This is a genomic window from Kribbella sp. NPDC056951 (assembly GCF_042674205.1).
GTDB lineage: Bacteria > Actinomycetota > Actinomycetes > Propionibacteriales > Kribbellaceae > Kribbella > Kribbella yunnanensis.
Map to the genome: position 1 here is coordinate 22844 of NZ_JBHUQZ010000003.1, position 16258 is coordinate 39101.

Consider the following 16258-nt stretch of genomic DNA (forward strand, 5'->3'; position numbering starts at 1 on the left):
CATGACTGCACATCTGCCCAGGCGTCACTTCCTCTCCCTTGCCGGCGGCGCCGCCCTCGCCACGGGGCTCACCACGACCGCCACCACCTTGCCCGCTTCGGCGGCAAGCCAGCGGGCGCTCGCCGATCCGCCGGAGACGATCCCGAACCTCCAGGAGTGGACACCAGGCTCTGGTGCCCAGTACGTCGTACCGGCGGCCGGGGCGCCGTTCCGGATCATCGTCCGTGCGGGCGACGCCGCTCAGCTGGCGCGCGCGAAGGTCATCCTGCAGGAGGACCTCGGGAAGGTGCTGAAACGCACGATCACGGTGGAGACGCAGGACAACCCCGCGCCTGCGGCCGGTGACCTCGTGCTCAGCCTGGGCGCACCCCCGCACCAGAACCTCGAGGGCTACGAGATCGAGGTCGGCGCGGCGCTGCGGTTGCGCGGTACCGCCGCCGGTGTCATCCACGGCGCCCAGACCGTGATCCAGTGGTTGCGCCAGGCAACGACTGTGCCGGCCGGGCTGGTCCGCGACTGGCCGACGTACAAGGATCGCGGTTTCCTGGTCGCGAACTCGGCCCGTCACTACACGATGGAGTGGTGGAAGGGGCAGATCAACGAACTCGCCTTCCTCAAGATGAACCTGCTCTGGGTGTACGTCGGGTACGAGTCGACGACCTCGCTGGCGCAGTTGAAGGAGATCGCGGCGTACGCGAAGAAGTACAACATCGCGCTGGTTCCGCAGGTCAACATGCCGGGTCACATGGAGCGCCTGCTCGAGCCCGGGATGGGGTTGCCGGATCGAGGCGATCTCGACCTCAGCAAGGACGAGGTCTATCCGTTCGCGCGCGGGTTGTTCGAGAAGTACCTGGACGAGTTCGATACGCCGTACTGGCATCTCGGGGCCGATGAATACCTGACGATCCTCGACGGCGACCCGAACTTCACCGTGGAGTACGCCCGGTATCCGCAGCTCGGGCAGAGCGCCAAGCAGCGGTACGGCGCGGATGCGAACCCGGTGGATATCTTCACCGGGTTCCTGAACCAGATGAATGAGACGGTACGGGCGCACAACAAGCAGTTGCGGGTCTGGAGCGACGGTCTGCTCAACAGCATCAAGCGCGCGAAGCTGAACGAGAACATCATCCTCGAGCACTGGATCACCTGGCCCAACCGGCTGACGCCGACCCAGTTGCTCGAAGCGGGGTACCAGGTCTCCAACTCGAACGGCGAGTTCCTGTACTACGACCCGCCCGCCCCGCCGGCGCACAACGGGCGCATCCCGAATGCGGAGGCGATCTACAACCGGTTCCACCCGGGCGTCTTCCCACGCCCGCGCCCGGACGCCGACTTGGAGGTTGTCGACAAGAACCACCCAGGTCTGCGCGGCGCCAAGTTGCACCTGTGGACCCTCCCGGCGACGGAGGCCGAGGAGATCCAGTCGAACAATCTGCGGCTGCCATTCCGGTCGCTGGCGCAGGTGCTGTGGGGCTCGCCGTTCCCGTACCCGCAGTACGCCGACGGGTTCCCGGGGCGGGTCAACCGCGTCGGCCGGCCGCCGCAGTACCCGGTGGGGCGTCGCAAGATCTCGCCGGTTGACGGCGCTACCTCTGTCTGGCCGCACCGGACTCCGCAGGTGGTGTTCTACGACGACATCGATCCGGCGACCGTCTCGCTCCGCGAGGGCGGCATCGAGGCCGGTACGCCGGGGCGGACGACATTCGACCCGGAGACTCGGACGGCGACGTTCACCCCGAGTGCGCCGTGGCGGTACGAGCAGACCTGCGGGATGAGCTTCCAGGCGCGGGACACCTCCGGGCAGTGGATCACTGGGCAATGGACGTTCAAGGTCGCGAAACGGCCGAGCGTCGCCTACCCGCGGTCGCTGTGGAACGACGAGGAGGGTCCGGCGGTCGAGTACTACTCCGATTCGCGGGAGACCGAGTTGGGCGTGCGGTTCCGCGTCGACCGGCCGGGCGTCGTACTGGGGGTGAAGTTCTACAAGGCTCCGGGGGATGGCGCCGTACACACGGGAAGTCTGTGGTCGCCTTCGGGGGCGAAGCTGGCGACCGCCACCTTCGCGGGTGAGAGTGCTGCGGGTTGGCAGGAGGTGCGGTTCGAGCAGCCGGTGCGTATTGATGCTGGCGGCAACTACACGGCTTCGTACCACTCGCCGAACGGGACCTTTGGGTACAACCACAACTTCTTCGACGGACGCACGCAGGACAACGGAGTCGTGCACACCCCGACCGGCGCCGGCTACTTCTCCTACGGACCGACGTCATACCCGAACCAGTCCTACCTGAACACGAACTACTGGGCCGATGTGATCTTCCAGCCGGACACCTACGCGCTGTGGAACGTCAGCGATGCACCTGTGTTCGGGGCGACGGAGCAGACGTCGCTGGAGATGGGCGTGAAGTTCAGCAGTACGGCGGGCGGCAAGGTGCACGGGGTGCGGTTCTTCAAGGGGACGCACAACACCGGGACGCATGTCGGGTCGCTGTGGACCGCATCCGGTCAGAAGCTGACCAGTGCGACCTTCGTGGGTGAGTCGGCGTCCGGGTGGCAGGAGGTGCGGTTCGCACAGGCGGTCACGATCGACGCGTTCACGTCGTACGTGATCTCGTACAGCTCGGCCGGTGGTTACAGCGCGACGGAGAACGGGCTGGCAACCGTGCGGCAGAACGGTGCGCTGTCGACCAGCGGGCCTGGGTTGTATGCGCTGAAGGCGGGCGACTTCCCGACACTGTCCTACCAGAACCGCAACTACTTCGCCGATGTGGTGTTCTCGGAAGGGTGACGACACTGACTGACGTGAAGATCACCGATGTCGAGGTGCTCATCCTCGACAACGGGATCGAGTACGGGACCCGGCTCGGCGACGACGAGCGGGCCGGGCCCCGGCATACGTGCCTGATCAAGGTGACGACCGATGCCGGCGTCATCGGGTACGGCGACGTGGACTCGCACCCGTGGGTGGTCAAGGCGATCGTGGAGGCGGTGTCGCACATTCCGGCGTTCTGTGCCGGTCTGCGTGACGCAGCAGTCGGCCAGAGTGTGTGGGACCGGACTGCGCTGTGGGACCGGCTCTACCAGCACTCCTGGTACCACGGCCGGCGCGGACCGGCGCTGCATGCTCTGAGTGGGATCGACCTGGCTGTGTGGGACATCTGCGGGCAGCTGTCGGGTCAGTCGGTGGCTTCGTTGCTTGGCGGTCGGCGTCGGGACCGAGTGCTGGCCTATGCGAGCACGCTGTTCCGGGAGACGCCAGACGAGATGCGGGCGGCGACTCGGTCCTATCTGGACCGCGGGTTTCGGGCGATCAAGTTCGGTTGGGGGCCGTGGGGATCCGAGGGGTCCCGCTCATTGCTGGCCGCCGCTCGTGCGGAGGCGGGGCCCGACGTACGGCTGATGGTGGACGGGTACCTGCCGGGCGACTTCAACGCCGTACGGCGATTTGTCAGCAGTCTCGAGGACCTGGATCCGTACTGGGTCGAGGAGCCGTTCCGGGCCGACCGACCGCGCGATCTGGCGCGGCTTGGTCGGGAGACCGGTCTCACCATCGCATCCGGTGAGCAACTCGGCGGCGACGAGTTCGACGAACTGCTGGCCGAGCCCGGTGTCACCGTCATCCAGCCGGACCTGTCGCGGTGCGGCGGATTCACGGCGTTGCAGGGGTTGGCCGTCGCGGTCGCGCGGGAAGGCCGTCGCATCGTGCCGCACGCCTGGACCTCCCCACTGCTCACCGCCGCCACAGTCCAAGCCGCCGCCTGGCTCCCCGACCCCGTCATGGTCGAGTACAACGTCTCCTCGGCCCCCATCAGCCGAGACCTGGCCAACGGCCTGTCCTTGATAGACGGTCACGTCCAAGTCCCCGTCACCCCAGGCGTCGGCGTACAGGTCAACCCGGAAGTCGTGGCGAGGTATCGCGTCGCCTGACCCGTTCCCATCAAACGAGTCCGGGGTGGGCGGGGAGGTCGGAGGGCCAGGGGATTCGGCGTTCGGTGAGGCAGGGGCGGAAGGACTCGGCGTGGTCGACGAGGAGGCGGCGGCCGGTGAAACGGTCCTGCTCGGCCATCTGGTCGGCGTAGTCCTCGCCGCCGCTGAGTTCGCGCATGACGTCCATTTGGCTGCGGTGGCTGCGGATCAGTTCGGCCTTGCGCTGTGCGTGTTCGGGGCCGAAGGCAACGAAGTGGGTGGCCTCGAAACCGTGGCCGGGGCCGGGATCGACGTACCAGATCCGTGGCGCGTGGGCGAGGACGCCGGGACTGGGGGCGAACGACGAGAGCGGCGCGAGCAGGGCGCTGTCGGTGACGAGTTTCGCGGTGAGGACGTGGTCGGGGTTGTAGTCGGTTGTCCAATGGGTGAAGACGATTTCGGCACCGACGCGGCGGAGCGTGCGGATCAGATCGGCTCGCAGTTCGGCGTCCTCGATGACGAAACCGTCTTCGCGGGCGAGGCTGACGTACTCGGCGTCGAAGTACGCCGCGACCTCCTGCATCTCGACGGTCCGGATCTCGGCGGCTCGCTGTTGTTCCTCCGGCGGGTGATACGGCAGCCCTTTGTCGCCGGTGGTGATCGTCACGAACGCGAACTCGTGCCCGGCGTCGCGTAGCCGCAACAGTGTGCCCAGGCAGCGCATCTCGTCATCGGGGTGGGCGAACACGCAGACGTATTTCATCGTCAGAGTCCTCGCAGCCGGGCGAGCGAAGTGGACAGCGCGCCATCGACGGTCAGGAACGATCCAGAGATGTACCCGGCCGCCTCCGAGGCCAGGAAGCCAACGGCGGCCGCGATCTCCTCCGGCCGACCGTGCCGCCCGAATGGGAGGAGTTCGCCCGCCGCCTTGAGCGCCTCGGCGCCGTGGAACACCTCTTCGCCGGGAGTCGCGATCCAGCCCGGTACGACGGCGTTCACCCGGATCCCGCGGTCAGCCCACTCGTGGGCGAGCGTCCGCACGACCTGCCCGAGTGCGCCGTGTGCTGCGTTGTAGCCAAGGCATTTCGCGAACGGCTGCGTCTCGTGCAGCGACCCGATCGCAATGTACGACGCTCCTTCGGCCGGCGTCAGTCCGCGGAAGAACTCGAACGCCCCCACCGGCCCAACCGTCAGACTCCTGAGTAGCGACTCACGGCTCAGCTCGACAGCCGGAGTGTGCTCTTCATAAGCCACCGCGTACACCGCGCACCCCACGGCTCCGTACTCAGCAGCAGCCGCGCCCACCCGCACCCCAAAGTTCGCATCAGCCGCATCCGCCGCCAGCGCAACCGCTCGTGGGCCTACACCGTCCGCACCCTGCGCGCTCGGACTCGCGATCTCCGCGACTGTGCGTTCGGCCGCGGCTAGGTCGCGATCAACACAGAGCACCGTGTCGTACTGCTCAGCGAGCTGTCGCGCGCACGCTCCGCCGATTCCCCCTCCGGCGCCCACCACGACAGCCAGCATGCCGACCTCCATGTTTCGCTATTCCGAAGAAATCTCCAGCAAATCGTACCCTCCGATCCGCGCGACGACCGGGGGAAGCTGGAGATCGTCGAGACCGATCCCGAGCTCTCGCAGCAGGACGACAAGTTCCGCGTGCTGTCGGCCGGCTCGATCCTGCTCGCCCAGGGCCGCGTGGACCGCAGTGAGCCGGGCCAGCTCGTGGGCGAGTTCGAACCGGACGCCCTCACGCCGATGCCGGCCGACGGCCCGCTCGAGCAACGGGGCCGCGTCAGCTGCTCGCCCACGAGCGAGCAGGATGTCGGCGCGCAGGCGCAACTCCCCGTCGGTCGGCTCCGACTCCGGTGTGCTCGATTCGCCGTACGCCGAGCTGTCGCCGAGGATGCGTTCGGCGCGATCGATGTCATCGGCGCGCAGCGCGATCGCCGCTCGGGTCTGGGCGACGTCGAGCAGGACGTTGCGGTCCGCCAAGCTGGTGGCGAGCTGTTCGGCCTCGTCCAACGCCCGCTCGGCCGCCGCTGCGTCACCGGTCAGCGCGAGGCAGTCGGCGTACGTGACCAGCCAGACGCTCAGTCGCCGCGACGGCCCGCGCAGCCGTTCGGCCTGCAGGTTCTCGGCGACCAGCGCCGCGCCTCGGACCGGGTGTCCGGTGCGAGCCAGCAGGACGCCGAGGTGCCCGCGTGCCAGGGCGGCCATCATGGTGTCGTCTCGTGCCAGCGCGCCGGACGAGGCGTCTTCGAACCTCGCCGTCGCCTCCTCGAAACGACCCAGCTCGCGCAGTGCACAGCCGAGCTGCACCAGGGCGTTCTGCTCCATCGCCCCGGCATCGAGCTTGCGAGCGACGTCGAGCTGCGCCTGGGCCAGATCAGCCAGTTCGGAGAACCGTCCGGCCTCGGCAGCGGTGTGGAACAGCGACCGCAGGACGCCCCAGCGCAGTACCAGGTCCGAACAGTCGACGACCCGCCGCAGCAGGCCAGCACGGACGTGCGTCTCGCCGCGGACCACGAGGTAACCGTCCGAGCGCAGTGCGAGGGCAGCTGCTAGATCGAGCTCACCGGCGCGGCTCAGCGCGTGGACGAGGTCGCGGATACTGTCGATCTCCGCGTCGAACCACGCCGCGGGCTGCTCCGCCGCGACGGAGACGCGATGAGGCGGGAGACCCGCCGGGATCGTGGCGCCGTCCGGACCGATCACCGGGCGCAGTCCGTGACCGAAAGCGTCGTCGGCCTGCGAGGCCAGTCCCAGCCAGGCCATGGCGGCGGTACGACGACAGCCCGCGACCGCACTCGCGTCATCCTCGCGGGCAGCGCGCTCGCCGGCGAACGCCGCCACCAGGGGATGCAGGGTGAACCGGAGCTGACCCGCGGCATCACGACCGCACGGCTCGACGAGATGGACGTCGACAAGTTCGTCCAGCGCCCGTGAGCCCAGAAGTACGTCGTCGTCCAGCACCACGCCGGCGAACCACGCCGGCCAAGTCGTCACGGACACGGCGGCGACCCGCCGTAGCAGTCGCTGAGCGGGTGCGGACAGGTGTCCGTCGTACGAAAGCGCGATGCTTGCCCGGACGTCGGCGTCCCCGATCGCGAGCTCGTCCAGACGGATGTGCTCCTCGCTGAGATGCTCGACCACCTGGGCCAGATCGACGACACCGGACGCCAGCCGGGCCGCGACGACCATCAGCGCGAGGGGTAGGTGCCCGCACAGTTGCACGGCAGACCGGGCGAGTTCAGGTGCCGGATCGGTGATGTCCCGACCTGCCTGCAGCAGTTCGACGGCGACCTCGGTCGACAGGGTCGGTACGTTGCGGCGGAGTACGTCGTCGAGGCCGGCGAGCCGGTGCCGTGAGGTGACGATTGCGGCCGAACGCGGCGACGGCGGGAGCAGGTCGCGGACCTGTCGTTCGTCGAGGGCGTCGTCCAGCACCACCAGTACGCGGCGGTTCGCGATCGCACTGCGATAGAGCGCCAGCCGTTCCGCCCGTCCGGCGTGAGGGGCGGGAGCAGTGGTGCCGAGCGCGCGGAGAAACCGGTCGATGATCTCGTCGGGGTCCCGTGGGTCACGCGAGGTGCCGTCGAGCTCGGCGTACAGGGTGCCGTCGGGGTACTCGTCCTGGACGCGGTCGGCGAGGACGACGGCGAGCGATGTCTTGCCGATGCCGCCCGCTCCCACGAGAAGCACCGTGCCCGGACGTGGTTCCGGCGTCCGCAGGACAGCGGTCAGTCGGCCGAGGAGCTCGTCCCGTCCGACCAGTGCGATCGGACGGGGCAGCTGACGGGGCACGTGCCGAGGAGAGGCCAGCGGCGGGTCGACCTCCCGCAGAAGGCTGCAGTGGGTCTCCTGGAGATCCGGCCCGGGCTCGACACCGAACTCGTCGACGAGCCGGCGGCGCAGATCTTGGTAGGCGCTGAGAGCCTCGGTACGCCGGCCGCTCCGGGCCAGGGCGCGCAATCGAAGGTCGTGCAGACCTTCGTGCAGTGGATCGGTGGCCAGCAGCATCTGTACGGTCTCGAGAACGCCGGTGTGATCGTGCGTGGCGAGCTGCGCCTGGGCGAGTGCTTCGCCGGCCGCAACCCGCTCGCGGTGGAGCGACTCGCGGGTCGCCGCGGCCCAGTCACCGGACAGGTCGGCGAGGGCGTCCCCGCGCCACAGTGACAACGCAGTGCCCAACTCGACCCGGGCGTCGTCGTACTGCTCGGACTGCAGTTGCTCCCGCCCGCGGAGGACGGACAGCCGGAAGCTGTGCAGGTCGAGTTCGTGGGCGGCCAGAGCGAGCTGATAACCCAGTGGACGGGTCACGATGAGGTCCCCGGCCGCGTCCAGCTTGCGGCGCAGCCGGGCGATGAGGTTGTGCAGTTGCTGCCGGGCGGACCGCGGCGGGCGCGACCAGACCGTGTCGATCAGCCGGTCGGACGGCGTGACCCGGTCGGCGTTGATGAGCAGCATCGCCAGCACGAGCCGCTCCCGGCCGCCGAGAGCGACCGGCTCGGCGACCACCTCGACCGGTCCGAGCAGGCGAAAGTACACGCCACATTCTCGGTCAGGATCGGGTGCACGTATACCCACGCCCCCTGACCACCGCGAGCGGTCAGGAGCGTGGGAGCCGGCAGGTGCTGCTCAGCTGGTGAGGAGGAGGTGCCAGTGGGGGTTGTGCGTGCTGACGTATTTGCAGTTCCAGGACCAGCCCTCGTACGGGCTGGACGGGTTGCTGGTGATGTTCTTGCCGGACTGGTTGCAGGCGCCGCTGGTGCTGTACCAGCCGCCGCTCACCGTGGCGGCCGACGCGGTGCCGGTAGTGGCGAGGGACACCGCCAGGACCCCGGCGGCGAGTGCACCGGTCAGCGCAGCAGACTTACGGAATGTGGACATCGTGGCTCCTTCCTCAGGCCCGCCGGGGGTGACGGACCAGAACGGGATGACGCGCACAGGCTCGCGGAGCCCGCTCACCATCGCCTAACCGTCCGCTCACAACCCCACCGGCCGCATATGCGGCCGCTCCCCGCCGACCAGCTGGAACCGCACCAGCGCCGCCGCCGGAATCGACAGCTCCCCGACCGCCGCCGTACGACGCTCCGCGACCCAATCGATCAGCTTGCCGGGGTCAACGATCTCGCCCGTGAAGTGCAGCAGGTTCACGTACCAGATGTCCCGTCGTCCGTGGGGTTGCTCGAACCACGCATCCGCTCCGAGCTCCACCGCAAGATCGTCCATGAACGCATCAGCTGCCGGGTCTACCGGTTCGGCACACGCCATCACTGACCCCGGCGTCAGCGTCAGCCCGGTGACCCGCATTCGGAACGGACCACCCGCCGTACGGGCCATCGCCCGCAGATACCGACCACATGCCGGATCCCCAACCGGGACCTCGCTCCGATATCCCTCCAGCGCCCGCACCGTGAAGTGCGCCGACCCGAGCTGTCCCGTCTGCCAATGCCACGCCCCGGCGATCTCCGCCGCCTCCGCGGTCAACGCGTCCAGCCGCGGATCGTCAGCCGGCAGCATCACCGACAGCGGCCACCGCCCACCCTCGACCGGCGGTTCGTCCCGTACATGGGTGCCGCCCGCGATCAGCGGTACGGCGTGGGCGAAGAGCTCGTCGAACTTGGTGATGGTTCCTCCTCGGATCGCGTGCCGGGGATACGACGCCGGGAGTGATTCAGAAGTTCTGGTGCTCTGATTGAGAACGAATTCAGTACTCGGATCGATGGACCGGCGGCCCTGCGGATGGAAAGGATGGAGACCATGACTACACGTTTCGGTTTGTTCGTGCCGCAGGGCTGGAAGATGGATCTGGCGCAGATCGCGGATCCGGTGGAGCAGTGGGAAGCAATGACGGCGGTGGCGAAGCGGGCCGACGAGCAGTCCTGGGATTCGATCTGGCTGTTCGACCACTTCCACACGGTCCCGGAGCCGAGTGACAACACAACGTTCGAGTGCTGGACCGCGACGGCCGCGCTGGCCCGCGACACCGAGCGGGTGAACATCGGCCAGATGGTCGGCTGCAACGGTTACCGCAACCCCGCGCTGTACGCGAAGATCGCCTCCACCGTCGACGTCGCCAGCCACGGCCGCCTGTACGCCGGGATCGGCGCCGGCTGGTACGAGCACGAGTGGAAGGCCTACGGCTACGAGTGGCCCGACGTGAAGCCGCGGATGGCCGCCTTCCGCGAGGCCACCGAGATCATCCACCGGATGTGGACCGAGGACCGCCCGGTCGTGAACGGCAAGTACCACTCGATCGACGGCCCGATCAACCTCCCCAAGGGCGCCGGCGGCAAGAAGCCCAGCCTCTGGATCGGCGGCGGCGGCCCCCAGGTCACCCTCAAACTCGTCGCCCAGTACGGCGACGCCGCCAACATCGGCGGCGGCAACCCCGAGGTCATCCGCGAGAAGGTCGCCGTCCTCAAGGACCACTGCAACAAACTCGACCGGGACTACGACTCGATCATCAAGTCCACCGGCATCAACGTCTTCCCCATCGACAAGGGCGACGACCCCAAACTCGCCACCGACAAGGCCCGCGGCCCGATCGACTGGGACCGCTTCTCCAACGACAACAACATCGAAACCGAAGACGAACTCGCCAACCGCGTTGAGGCGGCCCTCGAAGCCGGCGCCGACTACGTCATCTTCTACATCCCCGGCGTCGCCTACGACCTCAACCTGGTAGACCGCGTCGAGCAGGTAGCCAAGCGCTTCAGCTGATCTCCCCCACGTGAACTGACTACGCGCGCTCCTACGTCGCGTGCTACGCAGTCCACCCCACCCACCCCCTCCGACGCTCGCACGCTCGCTGACCTCCTCGCTACCGCTCGCCCTGACCACAGGTCGCGCGTGGCGCAGGTCGGTGCAGCGGCGATGCGTCGCCCCCTACCCGACGCAGAGGAAGAGTCGTCGGCTCCTGCGAATCCGGCGCGGAGAGCGGACGGTCACCACCGTGTAAGCGCGGCTTGGCCGCGGAGTTCACGCTCAGGTCGGTGTCGCGAAGGCGTCCCGAGCGCGGTTACTGGGTGCTTGCGGTCCGCGCACGCCCACGGGTGGCGGACCGCAGGCACTCCACAAATGCACCTGGCGGCGACCGCCACGCCTGACCGCACTATGCAATCCGCAATTGTGGAGTGCCGTGTGTCCGCAGCAACGCGCGCTGGCTCGAACACAACCGTCCGGGTCGTCCCCCCAGGCGTGCAGCACCTGCGCCTGCCTGCAGCGCACGCGGCCCGTGGTCAGCGCGAGCGGTAGCGAGCAAGCCAGCGAGCGCTGCGAGCGCGCAAAGGGGCGGGTGGGGTGGACTGCGTAGCACCCGACTGAGGAGCGGGCGTAGTCAGGCCGCGAGAGGGTAGTAAAGGGCGACGCCACGGAGCTGGGGGGGAGTAGCTCTGTGGCGTCGCCAGGCGCGCCTAGGGAGGGGTGGGGGCAGGCGCGCCGTCTGGGGGATCAGCCGCCGAGGAGGAGGCCGAGGAGGGAGAGCAGGTTGCGGATGACGCCTTCGACGGCCTTGGTGCCGCCGGTTTGGTAGGCGGTGACGCACTTCTGCAGTTGGGACTGGGTCGGCTTGGTGATGTGGGCCTTCGTCATCTCCGACTGGCAGTACGTCGTTGCCTTCGACAACTCGGTGACTGTGCTTCCGACCGTGCCGACGATCAGGCCGACGGCGGTTTGCAGGGTGGCCACGCCGGGCGGCGGGGGCTTCGGCGACGTCGTCGGGGGCTTCGGGGACGGCGTGCCGGGTTCGGTCGGCTTGGAGGTCGGGGGTTTGCTGGCCGTCGGTTTGCTGGTCGGCGGCTTGGTTGTGGTCGGCGGGGTCTTGGTCGGGTTGGTACCCGGCTTGCCCGGCTGCTCCACCGGACCCGTGGTCGGCACGACCGGCGGGTAGGTCTGCTGGTCGGTCGCCTGCGGGAGGTTGTGGTCCGCGGGGGCGTCGATGTTCGGGTTGGCGATCTGGTCGCCGGCTCGGTCGACGCCCTGGTTGCCGTCCTCGGTGCCGTTGCCGACGGCGATCCAGCTGCCGGTGGCGTACGCCTTGGCGATGTTCATCACCAGGTTGGCGTAGTCGGTGGAGTGGTTGTAGCGCAGCAGGGCCTTGGTCAGGTCGCTCGCCTTGGCCATGTCGGTGTTGCCGGAGCACAGATAGACGCCGGTCGACATCGCCGCGTCGTCGATGTCCTGCGGGTTCCGGACACCGTCGCCGTCACCGTCGACACCCATCGAACGCCAGGTGCCGGGGATGAACTGCATCGGCCCGACCGCACGGTCGAAGGCCGTGTCGCCGTCGAAAGCACCCGCGTCGGAGTCGTTGATCTTGGCCGTCTTCGTGCCGTCCAACCGAGGCCCGAAGATCCCTGGTACGGCGACTCCCTTGCTGTTCAGCATGCTTCCGCCGAAGCGGCCGTGGTTCGACTCGACGCGGCCGATCGCGGCGACGAGTGTCCACGGCAGATGGCAGGTCGGATCGGCCTGCCCCAGCAACTGCTGGGTCCGCGAGTACGCCTTCAGTGCCGCCTTCGGAATGCCGTTGCGGGACAAGCCGGACACCACCTGGTTGGCCGGCTCACCCGGTTCGACACCGTGACCCACCACGCCCGGCACCGGCACGTTGGCCGGTTCGGCGATCGGGGTGTTCGGTACGACGACCGAGTCCTTACCTGACAGTCCTTGTTCCAGCGACGCCGTGGCGACCGCCGGATCGTCGGTTGCGCTGACGGTGAACGCGCTCGCGAACAGCGCCAGCGGAATGAGCGGCGCAACCGAGCGCCAGCCGTTTCCCGTGGCGCGGCGCTTGCCCTTCGCCATCGATGATCCCCTCCGTGACTCATCGACCTGCTCAGCCCCACGCTGCGAACAGGTCCTTCGTCGTTGCCGGTCAACCGTCGCAATAGGTACAACGTCCGCCCCGTTGCGTGGGTTACGCGCCGGACCTCGACCGTGTACGTGCAGTCACCGGGTACCCATACTGGCCCGTAACAACGCCCCTGTGAACCCCCTGGCAGCGCCAATCCTGCCGCCCGCCCACCGGATGCACTGGTCTGTAGAGAACAATGGCCGTCGTGCCCGACCACACAGAACAGTCCGCCGCGCTCTTCGACAGGGCCTCCGCTGTCACCCCGGGTGGAGTCAACTCTCCCGTCCGGGCGTTCCGCGCCGTCGGCGGCGTGCCGCGCTTCATGACTCACGGTGACGGAAGTCACATCACCGATGTCGACGGTAACCGCTACCTCGACCTGGTCTGCTCCTGGGGCCCGATGCTGCTCGGCCACGCGCACCCCGAGGTGACGGCCGCCGTGCAGGCCGCGGTCGCCCGTGGGACGTCGTACGGGACTCCGACCGAGCCGGAGGTGCTGCTCGGCGAGGAGATCGTCGCGCGTACGCCGGTCGACAAGGTGCGGCTGGTCTCGTCCGGGACCGAGGCGACGATGTCGGCGCTCCGGCTGGCCCGCGGGTTCACCGGGCGCGCGAAGATCGTGAAGTTCGCCGGTTGCTACCACGGTCATGTCGATGCGCTGCTGGCCCAGGCCGGCTCCGGCGTGATCACGCTCGGTATCCCCGGTACGCCGGGGGTCACCGAAGCGACCACCGCCGACACGATCGTGTTGCCGTACAACGACCAGGCCGCCGTCACCGCCGCCTTCGCCGAGTACGGCGACCAGATCGCGGCCGTGATCACGGAGGCCTCACCAGGCAACATGGGTGTCGTTCCGCCGCGCGACAACTTCAACGCGTTCCTCGCCAAGACCTGCACGGACAACGGCGCGCTGTTCATCTCCGACGAGGTGATGACCGGCTTCCGGATCACCAAGTCCGGCTGGTACGGCGTCGACGGCGTTCGGCCCGACCTGATGACGTTCGGCAAGGTGATGGGCGGCGGCTTCCCGGCCGCGGCGTTCGGCGGTCGCGCCGACGTGATGGCCCACTTGGCTCCGGAGGGCTCGGTCTACCAGGCCGGGACGCTGTCCGGGAACCCGATCGCCACCACTGCTGGTCTGACCACGCTGCGGCTCGCGACCGATGAGGTCTACGCAAAACTCGACCAGACGGCGCTCACCATCCAGGAGCTCGTGAGGACCGCGCTGGACAAGGAAGGTGTGCCGCACGTCATTCAGGCGGCCGGGAACCTCTTCAGCGTCTTCTTCGTGGAGTCTGAGGAGAATGCCGTCATCAAGAACTTCGGTGATGCGGGCGCTCAGGTGCTGCCGAGGTTCGGTGCGTTCTTCCATGCGATGCTGGACGGCGGGGTGTACCTGCCGCCGAGCGCGTTCGAGGCCTGGTTCGTCAGCAGCGCGATCGACGACGACGGGCTCGCCGAGATCGAGTCCGCCCTCGCACCGGCAGCCGCGGCAGCGGCCGCCGTACAGAACTGAAAGGCAAGCAGTGACCGAAACCACGGTCGTGCACGTGATGCGTCATGGCGAGGTGCACAACCCGACCGGCGTGCTCTACGGCCGGATCCCCGATTTCCACCTGTCCGATCTCGGTCGCCAGATGGCCGACCGGGTGGCCGAGCACGTCAAGAACCGCGACATCGTGCACCTGGTCAGCTCGCCGCTGGAGCGGGCCCAGGAGACGATGGAGCCGATCGCCAAGACCTTCGGTCTCACCCCGGACATCGACGAGCGGGTGATCGAGGCGGCGAACCTGTTCGAGGGCAAGAAGTTCGGCGTCGGCGACGGCGCCCTGAAGAACCCGAGCGCCTGGTGGTTGCTGCGCAACCCGGTGAAGCCGTCCTGGGGTGAGCCGTACCAGCAGATCGTCCGCCGGATGCGGGACGCGATCGAGACCGCCCGGCAGAAGTCCGCCGGGCACGAGGCCCTGATCGTGTCGCACCAGCTGCCGATCTGGATCGTCCGGTCCGCGATCGAGGGCCGCCGGTTGTGGCACGACCCGCGCAAGCGGCAGTGCAGCTTGGCCAGCGTGACCTCGTTCACCTTCCACGGTGAGTCGATCGTCTCGGTCGGCTACTCCGAACCGGCCAAGGACCTGCTGCCGGTGAAGAACCCGAAGAAGTTCGTCGGCGGCGCGTGATGAAGTCCCGTCGTACGGCGTTCTTGATCGCAGGCGTGCTGCTGGTCACCGGGTGCACGACCGGCCAGCAGTCGGCGCAGAACCGGGAGGGTCAGTCCGGTTTCGTCAGCGGCAACGGCAACGTGTCGGTCTTCGCCAAGGGCGACCGCAAGCCCGCCCCGACGCTCAGCGGCGACACCCTCGACGGCAAGAAGTGGACGCTGTCCGACCAGCTCGGCAAGGTCGTCGTACTGAACGTCTGGGGTTCCTGGTGCCCACCGTGCCGCCAGGAGGCCCCGGACTTCGTGAAGGCCGCGGAGGAGCTCGGGACGTCGGTGCAGTTCGTCGGACTGAACACCCGCGACCTCGATCCGGCCCCGGCGCGCAGGTTCCAGCAGGAGTTCAAGGTTCCCTACCCGAGCATCTACGATCCGTCCGGCAAGGCCGTGCTGCGGTTCCGTGGTCAGATCTCGCCGAAGGCGATCCCGACCACGCTCGTGATCGACAAGGAAGGCAAGGTCGCGGCCCGCGCGATCGCGCCGATCACCAAGGACACATTGCTCGGCATGGTCAAGGACGCTGGTTGAGCTGATGGGTCAGTGGTTCGCCGACGCCATGACGGGCTCGATGCTGGTGGCACTGCCGATCGCGGTGCTGGCCGGCACGATCTCGTTCTTCTCACCGTGCGTCGTGCCACTGCTCCCCGGCTACCTGTCCTACGTGACCGGGCTGTCGGCGGCCGAGCTTGGCTCGAAGCAGCGCGGCCGGATGCTCGCCGGTACGGCGTTGTTCGTGGCCGGGTTCTCGGCCGTGTTCATCCTGACCGGAGTGGTGTTCGGCAAGGCCGGTGACCTGCTCATCGACCATCAAGGCCTGATCACCAAGGTGCTCGGCGGCGCGACCGTCGTACTCGGCCTGGTCTTTCTCGGTGGAGTGGGCTTCCTGCAGAAGGATCTGCGGGTGCACCGGGTTCCGGCGGTCGGGATCGCGGCCGCACCCTTGCTCGGCATCCTGTTCGGCTTCGGCTGGACGCCTTGTATCGGGCCGACGCTCGGAACCGTGATGACGCTGGCCACGACCGAGGGAAGTGTCGGCCGCGGAGCACTGCTGGCCGGCGTGTTCAGCCTCGGGCTCGGCATCCCGTTCATCGTTGCTGCGCTGGCGTTCCGGCGCATGCTCGGCGCGGTCGCGTGGGTGCGCAAACACCAGGTGCTGGTGATCCGGATCGGCGGCGTACTGATGATCAGCGTCGGCGTGCTGTTGCTGACAGGAGTGTGGGATGTGATGACCGCGGACCTGCGGCAATGGGTGGCCAACTTCGGGTCGGCGGTGTGAG

At 68.2% G+C, this 16258-nt stretch carries 13 protein-coding genes; 7 read left to right on the forward strand and 6 right to left on the reverse strand.

Annotated elements, in window-relative coordinates; all coding sequences use genetic code 11:
• Position 1 precedes the first annotated feature (1 nt).
• A complete protein-coding gene (locus ACFTSF_RS12845; protein WP_380154004.1) occupies positions 2-2785 on the forward strand; it encodes a DUF4082 domain-containing protein in 2784 nt (927 codons plus the stop codon).
• Positions 2782-3924 carry a mandelate racemase/muconate lactonizing enzyme family protein gene (locus ACFTSF_RS12850; RefSeq protein WP_380154005.1) on the forward strand — a complete coding sequence of 381 codons (1143 nt, stop codon included), beginning with the start codon at positions 2782-2784 and terminating at the stop codon, positions 3922-3924. Before ACFTSF_RS12845 ends, ACFTSF_RS12850 begins: the two co-directional genes overlap by 4 nt.
• Before the next feature lie 10 nt (positions 3925-3934).
• Here ACFTSF_RS12850 and ACFTSF_RS12855 read toward each other — a convergent pair whose 3' ends face one another.
• The 5 genes from ACFTSF_RS12855 to ACFTSF_RS12875 form a co-directional block, all read right to left on the reverse strand.
• On the reverse strand, positions 3935-4666 hold the full coding sequence (locus ACFTSF_RS12855) for a PIG-L deacetylase family protein (RefSeq protein WP_380154006.1): 732 nt from the start codon (positions 4664-4666) through the stop codon (positions 3935-3937).
• A 2-nt stretch (positions 4667-4668) separates the two neighbouring features.
• Positions 4669-5430, reverse strand: coding sequence for an SDR family NAD(P)-dependent oxidoreductase (locus tag ACFTSF_RS12860; RefSeq protein ID WP_380154007.1), 762 nt, complete (start codon positions 5428-5430; stop codon positions 4669-4671).
• Between the two features lie 18 nt (positions 5431-5448).
• Positions 5449-8454, reverse strand: a complete 3006-nt coding sequence (locus ACFTSF_RS12865) for a BTAD domain-containing putative transcriptional regulator (RefSeq protein ID WP_380154008.1) — start codon at positions 8452-8454, stop codon at positions 5449-5451.
• A gap of 90 nt (positions 8455-8544) precedes the next feature.
• Entirely contained in the window at positions 8545-8796 is a 252-nt protein-coding gene (locus ACFTSF_RS12870) for a hypothetical protein (protein WP_344164733.1), read from the reverse strand.
• A 96-nt stretch (positions 8797-8892) separates the two neighbouring features.
• Positions 8893-9432: a hypothetical protein gene (locus ACFTSF_RS12875; protein WP_380154009.1), complete on the reverse strand. Its 540-nt coding sequence runs from the start codon at positions 9430-9432 to the stop codon at positions 8893-8895.
• A 237-nt stretch (positions 9433-9669) separates the two neighbouring features.
• Between ACFTSF_RS12875 and ACFTSF_RS12880 the strand changes: the two genes are divergently transcribed.
• On the forward strand, positions 9670-10632 hold the full coding sequence (locus ACFTSF_RS12880; protein ID WP_380154010.1) for an LLM class F420-dependent oxidoreductase: 963 nt from the start codon (positions 9670-9672) through the stop codon (positions 10630-10632).
• Positions 10633-11361: 729 nt separating this feature from the next.
• Here ACFTSF_RS12880 and ACFTSF_RS12885 read toward each other — a convergent pair.
• On the reverse strand, positions 11362-12717 hold the full coding sequence (locus ACFTSF_RS12885) for a lytic transglycosylase domain-containing protein (protein ID WP_380154011.1): 1356 nt from the start codon (positions 12715-12717) through the stop codon (positions 11362-11364).
• Between the two features lie 245 nt (positions 12718-12962).
• Between ACFTSF_RS12885 and hemL the strand changes: the two genes are divergently transcribed.
• Genes hemL through ACFTSF_RS12905 form a run of 4 tightly spaced genes read left to right on the forward strand, consistent with a single transcriptional unit; the run spans position 12963 to position 16257 of the window.
• Positions 12963-14282, forward strand: coding sequence for a glutamate-1-semialdehyde 2,1-aminomutase (gene hemL, locus ACFTSF_RS12890; RefSeq protein ID WP_380154012.1), 1320 nt, complete (start codon positions 12963-12965; stop codon positions 14280-14282).
• A 37-nt stretch (positions 14283-14319) separates the two neighbouring features.
• Positions 14320-14943, forward strand: a complete 624-nt coding sequence (locus tag ACFTSF_RS12895; RefSeq protein WP_344164852.1) for a histidine phosphatase family protein — start codon at positions 14320-14322, stop codon at positions 14941-14943.
• Positions 14943-15509: a redoxin domain-containing protein gene (locus ACFTSF_RS12900; RefSeq protein ID WP_380154819.1), complete on the forward strand. Its 567-nt coding sequence runs from the start codon at positions 14943-14945 to the stop codon at positions 15507-15509. The genes ACFTSF_RS12895 and ACFTSF_RS12900 overlap by 1 nt, the downstream gene beginning before the upstream one ends.
• A 4-nt stretch (positions 15510-15513) precedes the next feature.
• The gene (locus ACFTSF_RS12905; protein ID WP_380154013.1) at positions 15514-16257 is read left to right on the forward strand and encodes a cytochrome c biogenesis CcdA family protein; all 744 of its coding nucleotides are present in this window, start codon (positions 15514-15516) and stop codon (positions 16255-16257) included.
• The last annotated feature ends 1 nt before the right edge of the window (position 16258 follow it).